The following is a 17,420-nucleotide window of genomic DNA, read 5'->3' on the forward strand; positions in this document are numbered from 1 at the left end:
AGTGGTCATGGGTCGGCGCGCGGCGACGCGGTGCGGTCGCGGGACACGCCGGCGGGCATGGTGCCGCAGGCCCGGGCAAAAGGTGCAGGGCATGCGGAAGGAATGAAAAAATGCACGGAGACAGCGGTGACCCGCAGCCGTGCGCACGAAAGGTCAGCTGGTCAGCGCGGAACGGGTGCGCGGGTCAGCGAACGAGAGCGCTGCAAGGACTTCGATCGGGACTCATCCCGAACACCTCCTCGCGTAGCGCCGTCAGAACAGGGCGCGGTCCGGCCTCGAAGGCCGCAGAGGACCGGCGCCTCAGCGACCGTAGCACGATCACGGAGGTCCTTCTCTCCGCCTTATGACCGATAGAGACCGATTCGCTCCTCGTCAGCCTCTTGACGTGTGGAGGCCCAAAGGCTCGACTTAAGGTTCACAAGTTGGAGAGACGCCGGAGTCTCGGAGCACCAAGCCGCGACTGCCGGCCGGGGGGCGACGGCCGGCCGTCGCTTATGGGCAGGAGTGGATGAGTCGTGCAGACTCCCGGATCGCAGTCCTCGCTGCATCGTGCGAATCTCGAACGGGTCGTACGCGCCGTGCGGCTCGCCGGGTCGCTGACCCAGGCGGAGATCGCCCGCGCCACCGGACTGTCGGCGGCCACGGTCTCCAACATCGTCCGTGAGCTCAAGGAAGCCGGGACCGTCGAGGTCACCGACACCTCGGCCGGCGGCCGCCGGGCGCGCAGCGTCTCGCTCAGCGGGGACGCGGGCATCGTGATCGGCGTGGACTTCGGCCACACCCATCTACGGGTGGCCGTCGGCAACCTCGCCCACCAGGTCCTGGCGGAGGAGTCCGAGCCGCTGGACGTGGACGCCTCCTGGGTGGAGGGCTTCGACCGGGCGGAAGCGCTGGTCGGCCGGCTGATCGCGGGCATCGGGGTCGGCCGCGAGAAGGTCATCGGCGTCGGCCTCGGCGTCCCCGGCCCGATCGACGTCGAGTCCGGAACCCTCGGCTCGACCGCCATCCTGCCGGGCTGGGCGGGGATCAACCCCCGCCAGGAACTCTCGCAGCGCCTCGGCGTGCCCGTCTACGTGGACAACGACGCGAACCTCGGGGCGCTCGGCGAACTCGTCTGGGGGAGCGGCCGGGGGGTCAAGGACCTCGCGTACATCAAGGTGGCCAGCGGTGTCGGCGCGGGCCTGGTGATCAACGGCCAGATCTACCGCGGGCCGGGGGGCACCGCCGGCGAGATCGGGCACATCACGCTGGACGAGTCGGGCCCGGTCTGCCGCTGCGGCAACCGCGGCTGCCTGGAAACCTTCGCCGCCGCGCGCTACGTCCTGCCGCTCCTGCAGGGCAGCCACGGGCCGGAGTTGACGATGGAGCGGGTGGTCGAACTGGCCCGCGAGGGGGATCCCGGCTGCCGCCGGGTGATCGCCGACGTGGGCCGCCACGTCGGCAGCGGCGTGGCCAGTCTCTGCAACCTTCTGAACCCCAGCCGGGTGGTGCTGGGCGGTTCGCTCGCGGACGCCGGTGAACTCGTCCTGGCACCCATCCGTGAATCCGTGGGGAGGTACGCGATCCCGAGCGCGGCCCGGCAGTTGTCGGTGCTGACGGGGTCCCTGGGCGGCCGTGCCGAGGTGCTGGGCGCGCTGGCCCTCGTGCTCAGTGAAATGGGCGATTCGACGCTTTTGGCGGAAAATAGCAGTGGAGTGCGAGCGCCCGCCGTCGTGTCTTCAGTTAGATAACGGATGGCACCGTTGTCATCTCGTTAAGGATTCACTCCTTGACGGCAAACTTGCGGCCGGGGTTGACTCACATCCACCTCGGCCGCAACGTTGCGGCCTCGTCAGGGAGGTTCAAGTAATGAACACGCGTATGCGTAGAGCCGCCGTAGCCGTCGCCGCTGGTGCCATGGCCGTATCGCTTGCCGCTTGTGGCAGCGCGAAGGAGTCCGGCAGCGGCTCCAAGGAGTCGGGCGCCGCCAAGGGCGACGCGATCAAGGTCGGCCTTCTCCTGCCGGAGAACCAGACCGCGCGCTACGAGAAGTTCGACAAGCCGCTGATCGAGAAGAAGGTCGCCGACCTCACGGGCGGCAAGGCCGAGGTCGTCTACGCCAACGCCAAGCAGGACGCGACCACGCAGAACTCGCAGGTCGACACGATGATCACCAACAAGGTGGACGTCCTGATCGTCGACGCGGTCGACTCCAAGGCCATCGCGGGCGCGGTCAAGCGGGCCAAGGACGCCGGCATCCCGGTCGTCGCCTACGACCGTCTGGCCGAGGGCCCGATCGACGCCTACACCTCCTTCGACAACGAAGAGGTCGGCAAGGTCCAGGGCAAGGCGCTCCTCGACGCGCTGGGCGACAAGGCCAAGGACGGCCAGATCGTCATGATGAACGGTTCGGTCACCGACCCGAACGCCAAGCTCTTCAAGTCCGGTGCGCACTCCGTCCTCGACGGCAAGGTGAACATCGGCAAGGAGTACGACACCGTCGAGTGGAAGCCGGAGAACGCCAACACCAACATGGCGGGCGCCCTCTCCGCGCTCGGCAAGGACAAGGTCATCGGCGTCTACTCCGCCAACGACGGCATGGCGGGCGGCATCATCACCGCCCTCAAGGCCGCCGGCATGAACCCCCTGCCGCCGGTCACCGGCCAGGACGCCGAACTCGCCGGTGTGCAGCGCATCGTCGCGGGCGAGCAGTTCATGAGCGTCTACAAGCCGTACGCGCCGGAGGCCACCGCCGCGGCCGAGATGGCCGTCGCCCTCGCCAAGGGCGAGAAGATCGACGACATCATCAACCAGAAGGTCGACAGCCCGACCGCCAAGGGCGTCCCGTCCGTGCTGATCCCGGTCGTCTCCCTGACCAAGGCCAACATCAAGGACACCGTCGTCAAGGACGGCGTCTACAAGGTCGAAGAGATCTGCACCGACAAGTACGCGGCCGCCTGCGCCACCATCGGCCTGAAGTAAGGCCCCGCGAAGCAGGGCCCTCTTGCCAGAGGTGACCCCCCGCGCCTGCCCGGCGCCCCGCCCACTCTTCCCCGCCATCCGCGGGGCGCCGGGCAGAAACGGTTCCCCTGCTTCCCCGCTTCCCCCGCTCGCCGGGGCAAGCCCGCTCTTCCCCCCCATTCGCCCCGCTCCTGCTCTTTTGCACGACATCCCCGCCGGTCAGGCGGCGAAGGAGATGGTTCATGTGTCCGCTGCGCCCGTGCTGGCGTTGCGAGGGGTCTCGAAGCGGTTCGGTGCCGTTCAGGCCCTGACCGACGTAGAACTCGAGGTCCACTCCGGTGAGGTGGTCGCCCTGGTCGGCGACAACGGCGCCGGCAAGTCCACGCTGGTCAAGACGATCGCCGGCGTGCACCCCATCGATGACGGCGTCATCGAGTGGGAGGGCCGCCCGGTCTCCATCACCAAGCCCCACGACGCCCAGAACCTGGGCATCGCGACGGTCTACCAGGACCTCGCGCTGTGCGACAACATCGACGTCGTCGGCAACCTCTTCCTCGGCCGCGAGCTCAAGCGCCGCGGTGTCCTCGACGAGGTGGAGATGGAGCGCCGCGCCCGCGAGCTCCTGACCACCCTGTCCATCCGGATCCCCAGTGTCCGGATCCCGATCGCCTCGCTCTCCGGCGGACAGCGCCAGACCGTGGCGATCGCCCGCTCGATGCTGGGCGAGCCCCAGCTCGTCATCCTCGACGAGCCCACCGCCGCCCTCGGCGTCGAGCAGACCGCACAGGTGCTCGACCTCGTGGAGCGGCTGCGCGAGCGCGGCCACGCCGTCATCCTCATCAGCCACAACATGGCCGATGTGAAGGCCGTCGCCGACAAGGTGGCGGTCCTGCGGCTGGGCCGCAACAACGGTGTCTTCAACGTCGCCGACACCTCGCAGGAAGAGATCATCTCCGCCATCACCGGGGCCACGGACAACGCCGTGACCCGCCGGGCGGCGCGCACCGGGGAGGCCCAGAAGTGAGCACCCACATCGACCCGGTCAACCCGGCCGCCGCGCACGACGCGATCCCGGCCGTTGACCCGCGCCTGCTCGTACGGGAGCAGGGCTTCGCCGGCTACCTGAACGAGTTCGGCCGCAAGATGAAGGCCGGCGACCTGGGATCCATACCGGTCGTCATCGGCCTGATCATCATCTGGAGCATCTTCCAGGGGCTGAACTCGAACTTCCTCTCCCCGGAGAACCTGACCAACATCGCGATCACGATGGTCGCCACCGGCATGATCGCCGTCGGCATCATCTTCGTGCTGCTGCTCGGCGAGATCGACCTCTCGGTCGGCTCGGTCAGCGGCGTCTCCGGCGCGATCGTCGCCGTCCTCGCCGTCACCCACGGCGTGAACGAGTGGCTGGCCATCCTCGCCGCCGTCGCCGGCGGCGCCCTGATCGGCGCCATCCACGGCTTCTTCTTCGCCCGGATCGGCGCACCCGCCTTCGCCGTCACCCTGTCGGGCCTGCTGTTCTGGTCCGGCGCGATGCTGCAGATCCTCGGCAGCAACGGCACGATCAACCTCGACTCCGAGGGTGTCGTCGGCAAGCTCACCACGTACTACTTCTCGGACGTGGCGGCCGGCTACGGCCTCGCGGCCGTCGCCACGGTGGCGTACTTCCTCGCCTCCTACTTCGACAACCAGCGCCGCCAGGCGGCGGGCGTCCCCTCCCGGCCGCTCGGCGAGATCCTGCTGCGCACCGGCCTGCTCGCGCTGTTCACCTTCGGCCCCGCCGCGGTGTTCAACCAGTACAAGGGCCTGCCGCTCGCGGTGGTGCTGTTCGTGGTGGTCCTGGTCGGTACGGACTTCGTGCTGCGCCGTACCTCCTTCGGCCGCAACGTCTTCGCCCTCGGCGGCAGCGTCGAGGCCTCCCGCCGGGCCGGCATCAACGTCACCGGGATCCGCATCGCGGTCTTCTCGATCTCCGGCACCTTCGCCGCCGTCGGCGGGCTCTTCTGGGCCTCCAAGATCGCGGCGGCCAACCAGAGCGCCGGCGCCGGCGACCTGCTGATGAACGTGATCGCGGCGGCCGTGATCGGCGGCACCAGCCTCTTCGGCGGCCGGGGCCGTACCTGGAACGCCCTCCTCGGCGTCATGGTCATCACCTCGATCCAGTACGGTCTGGCCCTGGAGGGAATCGCGACGCCGATCCAGTACATGATCACCGGAGCGGTGCTGCTGGCCACCGTGGTGATCGACTCGGTCACGCGCAAGACCCAGAAGACGGCCGGACGCGCCTGAGCGGCGCCCCGGCACGGTAAGACCGGTCACAGTGCCCGGCGCCACTTCGCGTGGCGCCGGGCACCTGTGCGTACATGTGTGCGTACAGCTGTGCGGGTATACGCCCGTTTGTGATGTGTGACCTCGCGACGGTGTGTTCATGTATGACAAAGGTGTGACTCACCAGGGGCCGCCCGATGACCGCCGCCGCGAGCGGAACATTAGACTCGACAGACCAGCAAGCAACTGCAAGGAGGCACGGGTGCTGCTGACCCGCATCAAGGGACCGCGCGATCTGGACCGGCTCAGCCAGGAGGAGCTCACTCAGCTCGCCGCCGAGATCAGGTCCTTCCTCGTCGACGCCGTCTCCAAGACCGGCGGGCACCTCGGCCCCAACCTCGGTGTGGTCGAGCTGACGATCGCCCTGCACCGGGTCTTCGACTCGCCGAAGGACAAGGTCCTCTTCGACACCGGCCACCAGGCCTACGTCCACAAGCTCCTCACGGGCCGCCAGGACTTCGGCAACCTGCGCTCCAAGGGCGGCCTGTCGGGCTACCCCTCGCGCGCCGAGTCCGAGCACGACGTGATCGAGAACTCCCACGCCTCCACCGTGCTGGGCTGGGCCGACGGCCTCGCCAAGGCCAACGAGGTGCTGGGCCGCGAGGACCACCACGTCGCCGCCGTCATCGGCGACGGCGCGCTCACCGGCGGCATGGCCTGGGAGGCGCTGAACAACATCGCCGCCGCCAAGGACCGCCCGCTGGTGATCGTCGTCAACGACAACGAGCGCTCGTACGGCCCCACCATCGGCGGCCTCGCGAACCACCTGGCGACCCTGCGCACCACCGACGGCTACGAGCGATTCCTCGCCCGTGGCAAGGAGATCCTGGAGCGCACCCCGGTCGTCGGGAAGCCGCTCTTCGAGACCCTGCACGGCGCCAAGAAGGGCCTCAAGGACTTCATCGCCCCGCAGGGCATGTTCGAGGACCTCGGCCTGAAGTACATCGGCCCCATCGACGGCCACGACATGGAGGCCCTGGAGTCCGCGCTGCAGCGCGCCAAGCGCTTCAGCGGCCCGGTCATCGTGCACTGCCTCACCCAGAAGGGCCGCGGCTACACCCCGGCCCTGGAGCACGAGGCGGACCGCTTCCACGCGGTCGGCGTGATCCACCCGGACACCGGCCTGCCGGTGAAGACCGCCGCCGCCAGCTGGACCTCCGTCTTCGCCGACGAGATGGTCAAGATCGGCCACGACCGGCCGGACGTCGTCGGCATCACGGCCGCGATGCTCCACCCGGTCGGCCTCAACAAGTTCGCCGAGGCCTTCCCGGACCGGATCTACGACGTCGGCATCGCCGAGCAGCACGGAGCCACCTCGGCCGCCGGCCTCGCCACGGGCGGCGTCCACCCGGTCTTCGCGGTCTACGCGACCTTCCTCAACCGTGCCTTCGACCAGGTTCTGATGGACGTCGCCCTGCACAAGTGCGGGGTCACCTTCGTCCTGGACCGGGCCGGTGTCACCGGTGACGACGGCGCCTCGCACAACGGCATGTGGGACATGTCGATCATGCAGGTCGTCCCCGGCCTGCGGCTCGCCGCCCCGCGCGACGCCGAGCAGCTGCGCGCGCAGCTGCGCGAGGCCGTCGAGGTCAAGGACGCGCCGACCGTCGTGCGCTACTCCAAGGGCGTCGTCGGCCCGGCCGTCCCGGCCGTCGGCCGGATCGGCGGCATGGACGTCCTGCGCACCCCGGCCCCCGAGGTCACCCGTCCGGACGTACTGCTCGTCTCGGTCGGCGCGCTCGCCCCGATGTGCCTGGAGGTCGCCGACCTCCTCGACAAGCAGGGCATCTCCACGACCGTCGTCGACCCCCGCTGGGTCAAGCCCGTGGACGAGGCCCTGGCCCCGCTCGCGGAGCGGCACCGGGTCGTCGTCACCGTCGAGGACAACGGCCGCACCGGCGGTGTCGGCGCCGCCGTCTCGCAGGCCCTGCGGGACGCGGGTGTCGACGTACCGCTGCGCGACTTCGGCATCCCGCAGCGCTTCCTCGACCACGCGCTGCGCAAGGAGATCCTGGCCGAGATCGGCCTGACCGCGCCGGACATCGCCCGGCAGGTCACGGGCCTGGTCGCCAAGCTGGACGGTCGCTACGACAGCGAGCCGGCCGCCACCGTCGACTAGTCGGGGCGCCCGTCGTAGATCACCGCGCGGTTGCACGTCACGGGCCGGGAGAACACTCTTGAGGAGTGGGCCTCCCGGCCCGTTCGTGTGCGTCGTCACCTGTCGGAGGTGCGTCGGTGAGCAAGGATATGAACAGTCCCTTCCGCACCAAGACGGTGGAGCAGTCCATCCGCGACACGGAGGAGCCGGAACACGCGCTCCGGAAGTCGCTCTCCGCCTGGGACCTGACGGTCTTCGGTGTCGGCGTGATCATCGGTACCGGCATCTTCGTCCTCACGGGCATCGCAGCCCGGAACAACGCCGGACCCGCCACCGCCCTCGCCTTCGTGGCGGCGGGCATCGTCTGCGCCCTCGCGGCGCTCTGCTACGCCGAGTTCGCTTCCACCGTGCCGGTGGCCGGCTCGGCGTACACCTTCTCGTACGCCTCGATCGGTGAGCTGCCCGCCTGGATCATCGGCTGGGACCTGGTGCTGGAGTTCGCACTCGGCACCGCCGTCGTGGCGGTCGGCTGGTCCGGCTACGTGCGCCACCTCATGGACACCAACCTCGGCTGGACCCTGCCGACCTCCCTGTCCGGACCCGACGCAGGCGGTCACTTCGACCTGCTGGCCTTCCTGCTGATCCTGGCGCTGACCGCGATCCTGGTCGTCGGGACGAAGCTCTCGGCGCGGATCACCGCGATCGTGGTCGCCATCAAGGTCTTCGTGGTCCTGCTGGTCATCGTCGCGGGCCTGTTCTTCATCAAGGCCGACAACTACTCGCCGTTCATCCCCCCGGCCCAGCCACAGGCCGAGGGCGTCAGCGGCTGGCACGCGCCACTGGTCCAGCTGCTCTTCGGCTACGAGCCCACCAACTTCGGCGTCATGGGCATCTTCACCGCGGCCTCCCTCATCTTCTTCGCCTTCATCGGCTTCGACGTCGTGGCCACGGCGGCCGAGGAGACCAAGAACCCCCAGCGGGACATGCCGCGCGGCATCCTCGGCTCGCTGCTGATCTGCACCGTGCTCTACGTCGCCGTGACGCTGGTGGTCACCGGCATGCAGAAGTACACGGAGATGTCGCCGACCGCGCCACTGGCCGAAGCCTTCAAATCGGTGAACCAGCCCTTCTTCTCCGGCGCCATCAGCCTCGGCGCGGCCGTCGGTCTGATCACCGTGAGCATGATCCTGCTGCTCGGCCAGACCCGCGTGTTCTTCGCGATGAGCCGTGACGGACTGCTGCCGCGCGTCTTCTCCGTCACCCACCCCAAGTACCGCACCCCCTACCGGGCGACCATCCTGCTCGGCTGCGTCATCGCCGTCGTGGCGGGCTTCACCAGCCTGGAGAAGCTCGCGGAACTGGTGAACATCGGCACCCTGTTCGCCTTCGTGCTCGTCGCCCTCGGCGTGATCATCCTGCGCCGGACCCGTCCCGACCTGCACCGGGCCTTCCGTACCCCGTGGGTGCCGCTGATCCCGATCCTGTCGATCGCGGCCTCGTTCTGGCTGATGCTCAACCTGCCGGCCGAGACCTGGGTCCGCTTCGGCGTCTGGATGGCGATCGGCATCGTCGTCTACTTCGCCTACGGACGCTCGCACAGCCGCCTCGGCCAGGTCGGCGCGGACGCGAAGTTCTAGAGACGGGTCCTGGGACGCGGCCTCCTCCGTCAGCCCTTGGCGGAGGAGGCCTTCGCGGACGCCGGGATCTTCTGGTCGGTCCGCAGCGCCTCCCACAACCGGCCCGCCTGCGGCTGCGCGACGATCACGCGGTTCGGGTCCACCTTGTCGTACGCCCCTCGCCGAACGCGAGGAGCAGGACCAGCGAGCCCACCAGGATGCCGCGCAGGACGCGCTGCCCGCGCGTCCGGCGGCGGGCGGGGGACTGGTCCGGGGCCGTGGCGTCCTGGCTCATCCTGCCGTGGGTCCTCGTCTGTGGAGCCGATGCCGAGCGTGCACTGTAGACAGCTATTCCTACTGGTGTACGCCTGGAGGTCAACCCCTGTTACCCGAACCTTCGAACTAGAATCCGCATGACGCGGTGGACAGGACCGCGACGAGTGCGGGAGGACGAGCATGAGGATCAGGCCGGGGGGTGCGGCGCGGCGCGATGCGGCCCGGGGCACCGGGGACACCGCCGAGGACCAGGCCGGAGCGGCCCCGCGCAGGGCCGAGTCCGCGGTCGACGGCCGCTGGCTGATGCTCGGGCTGGACGGCCGGCTCACGGCGTACGCGCGGACTACCGGCGGTCTGCTGCGCTGGACCGAGTCCCACCCCGGCGGACCCGACTGGGAGGGGCCGGTGTTCTTCCCCGCGGCCTCGGTCACGAGCCTGGCCGTCGCCCAAGGGGCCGACGGCTTCGCCCACTTCGTGGGCCGGCGCACCGTCCGCAAGAACGGCGCCGAGGTCGTCGACGTCGCGCACGCGATCCAGTACCAGAGCGGCCGTCCGCTGAGCGAGTGGCACTCGCTGGGCAACCCGCGCCGCGACCCGGCCCGGGGCGCGCGGGTCGGCAACCCGGTCGTCGCCGTCGCGCCGAGCGGCTCGACGTACGTGTTCATGGAGAACTCCTCCGGCTCCCTGGCCGTGCGCCGGGAGTCCGAGGCGGGCAAGTGGCAGCCCTGGCAGGGCATCAAGGGCGAGGGCGTCCGGGACGGCATGGCCCCGGTCGCGCTGGAGTCCGGCCTGGTGGAGGTCCTGTCGCCGGCGGAGGGCGCCGCGTTCTACTGCCACCAGCCCAAGCGGGACACCGACCTGGTGAGCGGCCAGGACGTCCCGATCGCCCCGGCCGGGCACAGCCTGGCCGGCCTGGAGACGGCGCCGGACCGCGTCACGTACTACTGGACCGACGCGGCGACCCACGGGGTGCTGGCGCACCGCGCGGGCCGGGTGATCCCGCTCGGGGGCAGCGCGGCCGAGGGCCGGATCGCCGTCCTGCGGGCCGTGATCGACGGCCTCGACCACACGGTGACGGCCCACCGGAGCACCGACGGCCAAGTCGTCGTCGGCGTGTGCGGCACCGAGAACGAGGACGCCGGCGTGCACTGGATCCCGACCGGCGAGCGCTGCGCGGAGTCGCCCGCCCTCGCCCTCGACCACCGGGGCCGCGTGGTCGTCGCCTTCCTCGACGCGCAGGGCGGGCTGCGGATCGCCCGCCAGACGGGCCGCGGCGGCTTCGCCCTGGCCCCGTCCGTCCGGGTCTGAGCGGGCGGGAGGACAACGGGAAGGCCCCGCACACCGGGTGTGCGGGGCCTTCCGTGTCCCTACGGGCTGCGCCGGCGGACTAGGCCGGGACGCTCGCCACGCCCGGGGCGAGGAACTTCTTGCCGTTCACGCGCTCCGAGACACCCTCGCGGTCCAGGTACGGCGTGATGCCGCCCAGGTGGAAGGGCCAGCCGGCGCCCGTGATGAGGCAGAGGTCGATGTCCTGGGCCTCGGCCACGACACCCTCCTCCAGCATCAGGCCGATCTCCTGCGCCACCGCGTCCAGGACGCGGTCGCGGACCTGCTCCTCCGTCAGGACGGAGTCGCCCTGCACCAGGAGGGCGGCGACCTCGGGGTCCAGCTCCGGCTTGCCGGAATCGTAGACGTAGAAGCCGCGCTTGCCGGCCTTGACGACCGCAGCCAGGTTCGGGGAGACGGTGAAGCGCTCCGGGAAGGCGCGGTTCAGGGTCTCGGAGACGTGCAGACCGATCGCGGGTCCCACGAGCTCCAGCAGCACCAGCGGGGACATCGGCAGGCCGAGCGGCTCGATGGCCTTCTCCGCCGTGACGACCGGGGTGCCCTCGTCGATGACGTTCTGGATCTCGCCCATGAAGCGGGTCAGGATGCGGTTCACGACGAACGCCGGGGCGTCCTTGGTGAGGACCGCGGTCTTCTTCAGCTTCCGCGCGACACCGAAGGCCGTGGCCAGCGAGGCGTCGTCGGTCTGCTCCCCGCGGACGATCTCCAGCAGCGGGAGGATCGCGACCGGGTTGAAGAAGTGGAAGCCGACCACGCGCCCCGGGTGCTGGAGCTTGGAGGCCATCTCCGACACCGACAGCGAGGAGGTGTTGGTGGCGAGGATCGCGTGCGCCGGGGCGACCGCCTCGACCTCCGCGAACACCTTCTGCTTGACGGACATCTCCTCGAACACGGCCTCGATGATGAAGTCCGCGTCCGCGAAGCCCTCGGCCTTGTCGAGCACACCGGTCACCAGGGCGGTCAGGCGGTTGGCCTTGTCCTGGTTGATGCGGCCCTTGCCGAGCAGCTTCTGGATCTCGGCGTGGACGTAGCCCACACCCTTGTCCACGCGCTCCTGGTCGATGTCGGTGAGGACCACCGGCACCTCCAGGCGGCGCAGGAACAGCAGCGCCAGCTGCGAGGCCATCAGGCCCGCGCCGACGACGCCGACCTTGGTGACCGGACGGGCCAGGGACTTGTCCGGGGCGCCGGCCGGGCGCTTGGCGCGCTTCTGGACCAGGTTGAAGGCGTAGATGCCCGAGCGCAGCTCGCCGCCCATGATGAGGTCCGCCAGCGCGGTGTCCTCGGCGTCGAAGCCGGCCTGGAGGTCGCCGTCCTTGGCCGCGGCGATGATGTCCAGCGCGCGGTAGGCGGCCGGAGCGGCGCCGTGCACCTTGGAGTCCGCGATGAAGCGGCCCTTGGCGACGGCCGCGTCCCAGGCCTCGCCGCGGTCGACCTCGGCGCGTACGACCTCGGTCTCGCCCTTGAGGACCTGAGCGGTCCAGATGAGGGACTGCTCCAGGAAGTCGGCGCCCTCGAAGAGCGCGTCGGCGATGCCGAGCTCGAAGACCTGCTTGCCCTTGAGCTGGCGGTTCTGGTTGAGCGAGTTCTCGATGATCACCGAGACCGCGCGCTCCGCGCCGATCAGGTTCGGCAGGAGGGCGCAGCCGCCCCAGCCCGGAACCAGGCCGAGGAAGACCTCGGGCAGGGAGAAGGCCGGGATGGCCTTCGAGACGGTGCGGTAGGTGCAGTGCAGACCGACCTCGACACCGCCGCCCATCGCCGCGCCGTTGTAGTACGCGAAGGTGGGGACGGCCAGCGAGGCCAGGCGCTTGAAGACGTCGTGGCCGCCCTTGCCGATGGCGAGCGCCTCGTCGTGCTTCTTCAGCAGCTCGACGCCCTTGAGGTCGGCGCCGACCGCGAAGATGAACGGCTTGCCGGTGATGCCCGCGCCGACGATGGAGCCCGCGAGGGCCTCCTGCTCGACCTGGTCGATCGCCGCGTTCAGGTTGGCGAGGGACTGCGGGCCGAAGGTGGTCGGCTTGGTGTGGTCGAAGCCGTTGTCCAGCGTGACGAGCGCGAAGCGCCCGGCGCCGAACGGCAGGTCCAGGTGGCGGACGTGCGCGGACGTGACGACCTCGTCCGGGAACAGCTCGGCCGCGCCCTTCAGGAGCTCAGCGGTGGTGCTCACTTGGAGTCTCCCTCGGCGTTGAAGTTCGGGTTCTCCCAGATGACCGTGGCGCCCATGCCGAAGCCGACGCACATGGTGGTCAGGCCGTAGCGGACGTGCGGCTGCTCCTCGAACTGGCGGGCCAGCTGCGTCATCAGGCGCACGCCCGAGGAGGCGAGCGGGTGGCCGAATGCGATGGCGCCGCCGTACTGGTTCACGCGGGCGTCGTCGTCGGCGATGCCGTAGTGCTCCAGGAACGCGAGGACCTGGACCGCGAAGGCCTCGTTGATCTCGAACAGGCCGATGTCCTCGATGGACAGGCCGGCCTGGGCGAGGGCCTTCTCGGTGGCCGGGATCGGGCCGTAGCCCATGACCTCCGGCTCGACACCCGCGAAGGAGTACGAGACGAGGCGCATCTTGACCGGGAGGTTGTTCTCGCGGGCGAAGTCCTCGGACGCGATGATCGCGGCGGTGGCACCGTCGTTGAGACCGGCGGCGTTGCCCGCGGTGACCCGGCCGTGGGTACGGAACGGGGTCTTCAGGTTCGCCAGGTTCTCCAGCGTGGTGCCCGGGCGCATCGGCTCGTCGGTGGTGACCAGGCCCCAGCCCGTCTCACCGACCTCCGCGTTGGTGTTGCGCACCGAGATCGGGACCAGGTCCTGCTGGATCTTGCCGTCGGCGTACGCCTTGGCGGCCTTCTCCTGCGAGCGCACGGCGTACTCGTCGGCGCGGAGCTTGGTGATCGTCGGGTACCGGTCGTGCAGGTTCTCGGCGGTCATGCCCATGAACAGGGCGGACTCGTCGACCAGCTTCTCGGAGACGAAGCGCGGGTTCGGGTCGACGCCCTCGCCCATGGGGTGGCGGCCCATGTGCTCGACACCGCCGGCGAGGGCGACGTCGTACGCACCGAAGGCCACGCCGCCCGCGACGGCGGTCACGGCGGTCAGCGCGCCGGCGCACATGCGGTCGATGGAGTAGCCCGGGACGGACTGCGGGAGGCCCGCGAGGATGCCGGCCGTGCGGCCCAGCGTGAGGCCCTGGTCGCCGATCTGCGTGGTCGCGGCGATGGCGACCTCGTCGATCTTCTTGGGGTCCAGGTCCGGGTTGCGGCGCAGCAGCTCCCGGATCGCCTTCACGACGAGGTCGTCGGCGCGGGTCTCGTGGTAGATGCCCTTCGGGCCCGCCTTGCCGAACGGGGTGCGGACGCCGTCGACGAAGACGACGTCCCTGACGGTACGAGGCACGTTGGCTCTCCTCCAGGTGCGGGTGTGCACTGCTGCGCGGGGGCGCGTTCGGCCGGTGTGGCTGAGCGCCCGCTCACCCGGCCCATGCTACTTGCGGGTAACCAATGTGCACACCCCCTCCCGGAGGAGCGGCGAACGTCACACCGCCGGGGGCGGGGCCGCTCCGGCCGCACTGCCCCGAGAACCGGGACACGGCAGAGCCCCCGGCCGGGGTCGGGCGGGGGCTCTTGCTCGGAAGGCGTGCGTCAGGCGGTCGCGGCCAGGGCCTCGACCAGCGCCGGGGTCACCTGCTCGATCTGCCAGGGGCGGGCGCCGTAGCCCGCCAGGGCCTGGGCCACCGCGTCCGCGTCGAGCCGCTGCGGCGGCTCCCAGCACAGCCGGCGGACGGTGTCCGGGGTGATGAGGTTCTCCTGGGGCAGGTTCAGCCCCTCCGCCAGCGCGGTGACGGCCGTGCGGGCCGCCGCCAGCCGGGCCGCGGCCACCGGGTCCTTGTCCGCCCAGGAACGCGGCGGCGGAGGGCCGGCCGGGGTCGCCCCCGGCTGCGGCAGCTCGTTCTCGGGCAGGGCCTTCGCCCGCTCCACGGCCGCCATCCACTGGTCCAGCTGGCGCCGTCCCATCCGCTGCCCGTACCCGGGCAGGGCCGACAGCGCGTGCACGTTCAACGGCATCGCCAGCGCGGCCTCGACGATCGCCGCGTCACCCAGCACCTTGCCCGGTGACACGTCGCGCCGCTGCGCGATCCGGTCCCGGGACTCCCACAGCTCCCGTACGACGGCCATCTGACGGCGCCGGCGCACCTTGTGCATGCCGGAGGTACGGCGCCACGGGTCCTTGCGCGGCGGGGCGGGCGGGGCGGCGGCGATGGCGTCGAACTCCTGGCGGGCCCATTCCAGCTTGCCCTGCCGGTCCAGCTCCTTCTCCAGCGCGTCCCGCAGGTCCACCAGGAGCTCCACGTCCAGGGCGGCGTAGCGCAGCCACGGCTCGGGCAGCGGCCGGGTCGACCAGTCGACGGCGGAGTGGCCCTTCTCCAGTACGTAGCCCAGCACGCTCTCGACCATCGCGCCGAGGCCGACGCGCGGGAAGCCCGCGAGGCGGCCGGCCAGCTCGGTGTCGAACAGCGAGGTGGGCTCCATGCCTATTTCGCGCAGGCACGGCAGGTCCTGGGTGGCGGCGTGCAGGATCCACTCGGTGCCGGACAGGGCTTCGCCCAGCGAGGAGAGGTCGGGGCAGCCCACCGGGTCGATCAGCGCGGAACCCGCGCCCTCGCGCCGGAGCTGCACCAGGTAGGCGCGCTGGCCGTAGCGGTATCCGGAGGCGCGTTCGGCGTCGACGGCGACGGGCCCGGTGCCCGCGGCGAAGGCCGCGACCACCCGGGCGAGCGCCTCCGCGTCGGCGACGACCGGAGGAATGCCCTCACGGGGTTCGAGCAGGGGAATGGGCAGCCCATCGGACGAAACCTTGTCGTCCGGGGGGCCGCCCCCGGTGGTGGTGCGCAGGTCTGCTGCGGTCTCTTGGGCGTCGGTCACCGGTCAAGGGTATCCGTGGATACGAGGCGCCCGTCGCCGGAACGTTCCGTCGACGGGCGCGAGGTGGAAGTACGGACGTTTCCCCGAGTTCCCCGGCAGTTCTCCGGGGCCCTCGGGCGGGGGTCAGTGGATGATCCCCGTCCGCAGGGCGACGGCGACCATTCCGGCCCGGTCGCCGGTGCCCAGCTTGCGGGCGATGCGGGCGAGGTGGGACTTGACGGTCAGGGCGGACAGGCCCATCGAGACGCCGATGGCCTTGTTGGACTGGCCCTCCGCGACGAGGCGCAGGACCTCGACCTCGCGGCCGGAGAGCTCTCGGTAGCCGCCCGGGTGGCTCGGGGCACCCGGGGGGCGGCGGTGCATGCGGGCGGCGGCGGCGCCGATGGGGGCGGCGCCGGGCCGGGTGGGGAGCCCGATGTTGGTCCGCGTGCCGGTGACGACGTAACCCTTCACGCCGCCCGCGAGGGCGTTGCGCACGGCGCCGATGTCATCGGCGGCGGACAGGGCCAGGCCGTTCGGCCAGCCCGCGGCGCGGGTCTCGGAGAGCAGGGTGAGACCGGAACCGTCGGGCAGGTGTACGTCGGCCACGCAGATGTCGCGCGGGCTGCCGACGCGGGGGCGGGCCTCCGCGATGGACGACGCCTCGATCACGTCGCGTACTCCGAGGGCCCACAGGTGGCGGGTCACGGTGGAGCGGACGCGCGGGTCGGCCACGACGACCATGGCCGTCGGCTTGTTCGGGCGGTAGGCGACCAGGCTTGCGGGCTGCTCGAGAAGAACGGACACCTAGGCCTCCTGGGGGAGTGGCGGGACGGCCGGCTCGGGGAAGGAAGCCGGTGCGAACCGTGCGGATGGTCACTGGTTCCTTCGGCACGTCACCCGCCCGGCTTTAGGGAATGATCACGATTTGGTGAGTAACAATTCGGGCAATTCGGACGCACGATCGATCATCGGGTGATCAGAAGCCGCCCCGGATGCTCCGATCTGGCACGCGGATGCGGGTCGGATCGGTCGTGACGTGCGCGAAAGCCGGCGACGCGCCCCGCCGCGGCCTCCCGGGAGGCCGTACGGCGCCCCGCCGGGCTCCGCTCGTACGGGTGCTGCCGCGGCCGCTCTAACGGGTGGTGCGCCGACCGCTCATACGGGTGGCGCGGCGGTCACCCCCACGGGTGGTGCGGGCGGCCACCCTCACGGGTGGTGCGGCGCCCACCCTCACGGGTGGTGCGGGCCGCGCCGCTGCGGCAGCGTGACCACGCCCGTGCCCGCGTCCGTCGGCCCGGCCGGCGGCAGCCCCGCGATCTGGCACAGCAGCTCGCACCACGCGGACAGGTGCGCCGAGGTGTCCGGGACCCCGCCCACGCCCTCGCGCGGCGTCCAGGAGGCCCTGATCTCGATCTGGGTGGCCGGCCGGCGTTCCGCCAGCCCGCCGAAGTAGTGCGAGCTCGCCATGGTGACGGTCCCGCTCGGCTCCCCGTACGCGAGCCCCCGCGCCTCCATCGCGCCGGTCAGCCAGGACCAGCACACCTCGGGGAGCAGCGGGTCCGCGGCCATCTCCGGTTCGAGCTCCGCCCGTACCAGCGTCACCAGGCGGAACGTGCCCTGCCAGGCGTCGTGCCCGGCCGGGTCGTGGAGCAGGATGAGCCGGCCGTCGGCGAGGTCGTCCTCCCCGTCCACGACCGCGGCCTCCAGGGCGTACGCGTGCGGGGCGAGTCTCTGGGGCGGTTTGGTGGGGTCGATCTCGATCCCCGGTCGCAGCCGCGCCTTCTTCAAGCCGTCGACCGCCCGCCGGAACGGGAGCGGGACCGAGCTCTCCTTCGCGCTGTCCATACCGTCAGCGCCATCTGAAAATCGTCCCTGAGCCGCAGCCATGCGGGGAAGACTAGGCGGTATGTGCGC

The 17,420-nt window shown here is 70.8% G+C and carries 13 protein-coding genes and 1 pseudogene; 7 read left to right on the forward strand and 7 right to left on the reverse strand.

All coding sequences use genetic code 11. From position 1 onward, the window contains the following. The first annotated feature begins 515 nt into the window (after positions 1–515). The 6 genes from OG982_RS23755 to OG982_RS23780 all read left to right on the forward strand — a co-directional run bounded on the left by OG982_RS23755 (position 516) and on the right by OG982_RS23780 (position 9,003). Positions 516–1,730, forward strand: a complete 1,215-nt coding sequence (locus OG982_RS23755) for an ROK family transcriptional regulator (RefSeq protein WP_266783536.1) — start codon at positions 516–518, stop codon at positions 1,728–1,730. A gap of 118 nt (positions 1,731–1,848) precedes the next feature. Next, positions 1,849–2,961, forward strand: coding sequence for a sugar ABC transporter substrate-binding protein (locus OG982_RS23760; protein ID WP_266783534.1), 1,113 nt, complete (start codon positions 1,849–1,851; stop codon positions 2,959–2,961). Between the two features lie 214 nt (positions 2,962–3,175). Further along, positions 3,176–3,964: an ATP-binding cassette domain-containing protein gene (locus OG982_RS23765; RefSeq protein ID WP_266783532.1), complete on the forward strand. Its 789-nt coding sequence runs from the start codon at positions 3,176–3,178 to the stop codon at positions 3,962–3,964. Beyond that, positions 3,961–5,229, forward strand: a complete 1,269-nt coding sequence (locus OG982_RS23770) for a sugar ABC transporter permease (protein ID WP_266783530.1) — start codon at positions 3,961–3,963, stop codon at positions 5,227–5,229. Before OG982_RS23765 ends, OG982_RS23770 begins: the two co-directional genes overlap by 4 nt. Before the next feature lie 241 nt (positions 5,230–5,470). Next, positions 5,471–7,387 carry a 1-deoxy-D-xylulose-5-phosphate synthase gene (dxs, locus tag OG982_RS23775; protein ID WP_266783528.1) on the forward strand — a complete coding sequence of 639 codons (1,917 nt, stop codon included), beginning with the start codon at positions 5,471–5,473 and terminating at the stop codon, positions 7,385–7,387. Positions 7,388–7,515: 128 nt separating this feature from the next. After that, complete coding sequence (locus OG982_RS23780; RefSeq protein WP_266791756.1) at positions 7,516–9,003, forward strand: amino acid permease; 1,488 nt, start codon at positions 7,516–7,518, stop codon at positions 9,001–9,003. Positions 9,004–9,032: 29 nt separating this feature from the next. On the opposite strand, the pseudogene OG982_RS23785 reads toward OG982_RS23780, so the two are convergent. Next, positions 9,033–9,158 (reverse strand): annotated as a pseudogene (locus tag OG982_RS23785) (LytR family transcriptional regulator); the annotation flags it as partial. Next, positions 9,128–9,277: a hypothetical protein gene (locus tag OG982_RS23790; protein WP_266792352.1), complete on the reverse strand. Its 150-nt coding sequence runs from the start codon at positions 9,275–9,277 to the stop codon at positions 9,128–9,130. The gene OG982_RS23790 and the pseudogene OG982_RS23785, both read right to left, overlap by 31 nt. A 161-nt stretch (positions 9,278–9,438) precedes the next feature. On the opposite strand from OG982_RS23790, the gene OG982_RS23795 reads away from it, so the two are divergent. Next, entirely contained in the window at positions 9,439–10,566 is a 1,128-nt protein-coding gene (locus OG982_RS23795; RefSeq protein ID WP_266949221.1) for a hypothetical protein, read from the forward strand. Between the two features lie 79 nt (positions 10,567–10,645). On the opposite strand, the gene OG982_RS23800 is transcribed toward OG982_RS23795, so the two are convergent. From OG982_RS23800 to OG982_RS23820, 5 genes are all read right to left on the reverse strand, one after another. Next, complete coding sequence (locus OG982_RS23800; RefSeq protein WP_266949223.1) at positions 10,646–12,775, reverse strand: 3-hydroxyacyl-CoA dehydrogenase NAD-binding domain-containing protein; 2,130 nt, start codon at positions 12,773–12,775, stop codon at positions 10,646–10,648. After that, complete coding sequence (locus OG982_RS23805) at positions 12,772–13,998, reverse strand: acetyl-CoA C-acyltransferase (protein WP_266783522.1); 1,227 nt, start codon at positions 13,996–13,998, stop codon at positions 12,772–12,774. The genes OG982_RS23800 and OG982_RS23805 overlap by 4 nt, the downstream gene beginning before the upstream one ends. Positions 13,999–14,243: 245 nt before the next feature. Beyond that, on the reverse strand, positions 14,244–15,524 hold the full coding sequence (locus OG982_RS23810) for a ribonuclease D (protein WP_266783520.1): 1,281 nt from the start codon (positions 15,522–15,524) through the stop codon (positions 14,244–14,246). A gap of 123 nt (positions 15,525–15,647) precedes the next feature. Then, entirely contained in the window at positions 15,648–16,310 is a 663-nt protein-coding gene (locus OG982_RS23815; RefSeq protein ID WP_007267191.1) for a response regulator transcription factor, read from the reverse strand. 426 nt (positions 16,311–16,736) lie between these two features. After that, on the reverse strand, positions 16,737–17,393 hold the full coding sequence (locus OG982_RS23820; RefSeq protein WP_266783518.1) for a DUF3000 domain-containing protein: 657 nt from the start codon (positions 17,391–17,393) through the stop codon (positions 16,737–16,739). Positions 17,394–17,420: the final 27 nt, after the last annotated feature.

It is taken from the genome of Streptomyces sp. NBC_01551 (assembly GCF_026339935.1).
Classification (GTDB): Bacteria; Actinomycetota; Actinomycetes; order Streptomycetales; family Streptomycetaceae; genus Streptomyces.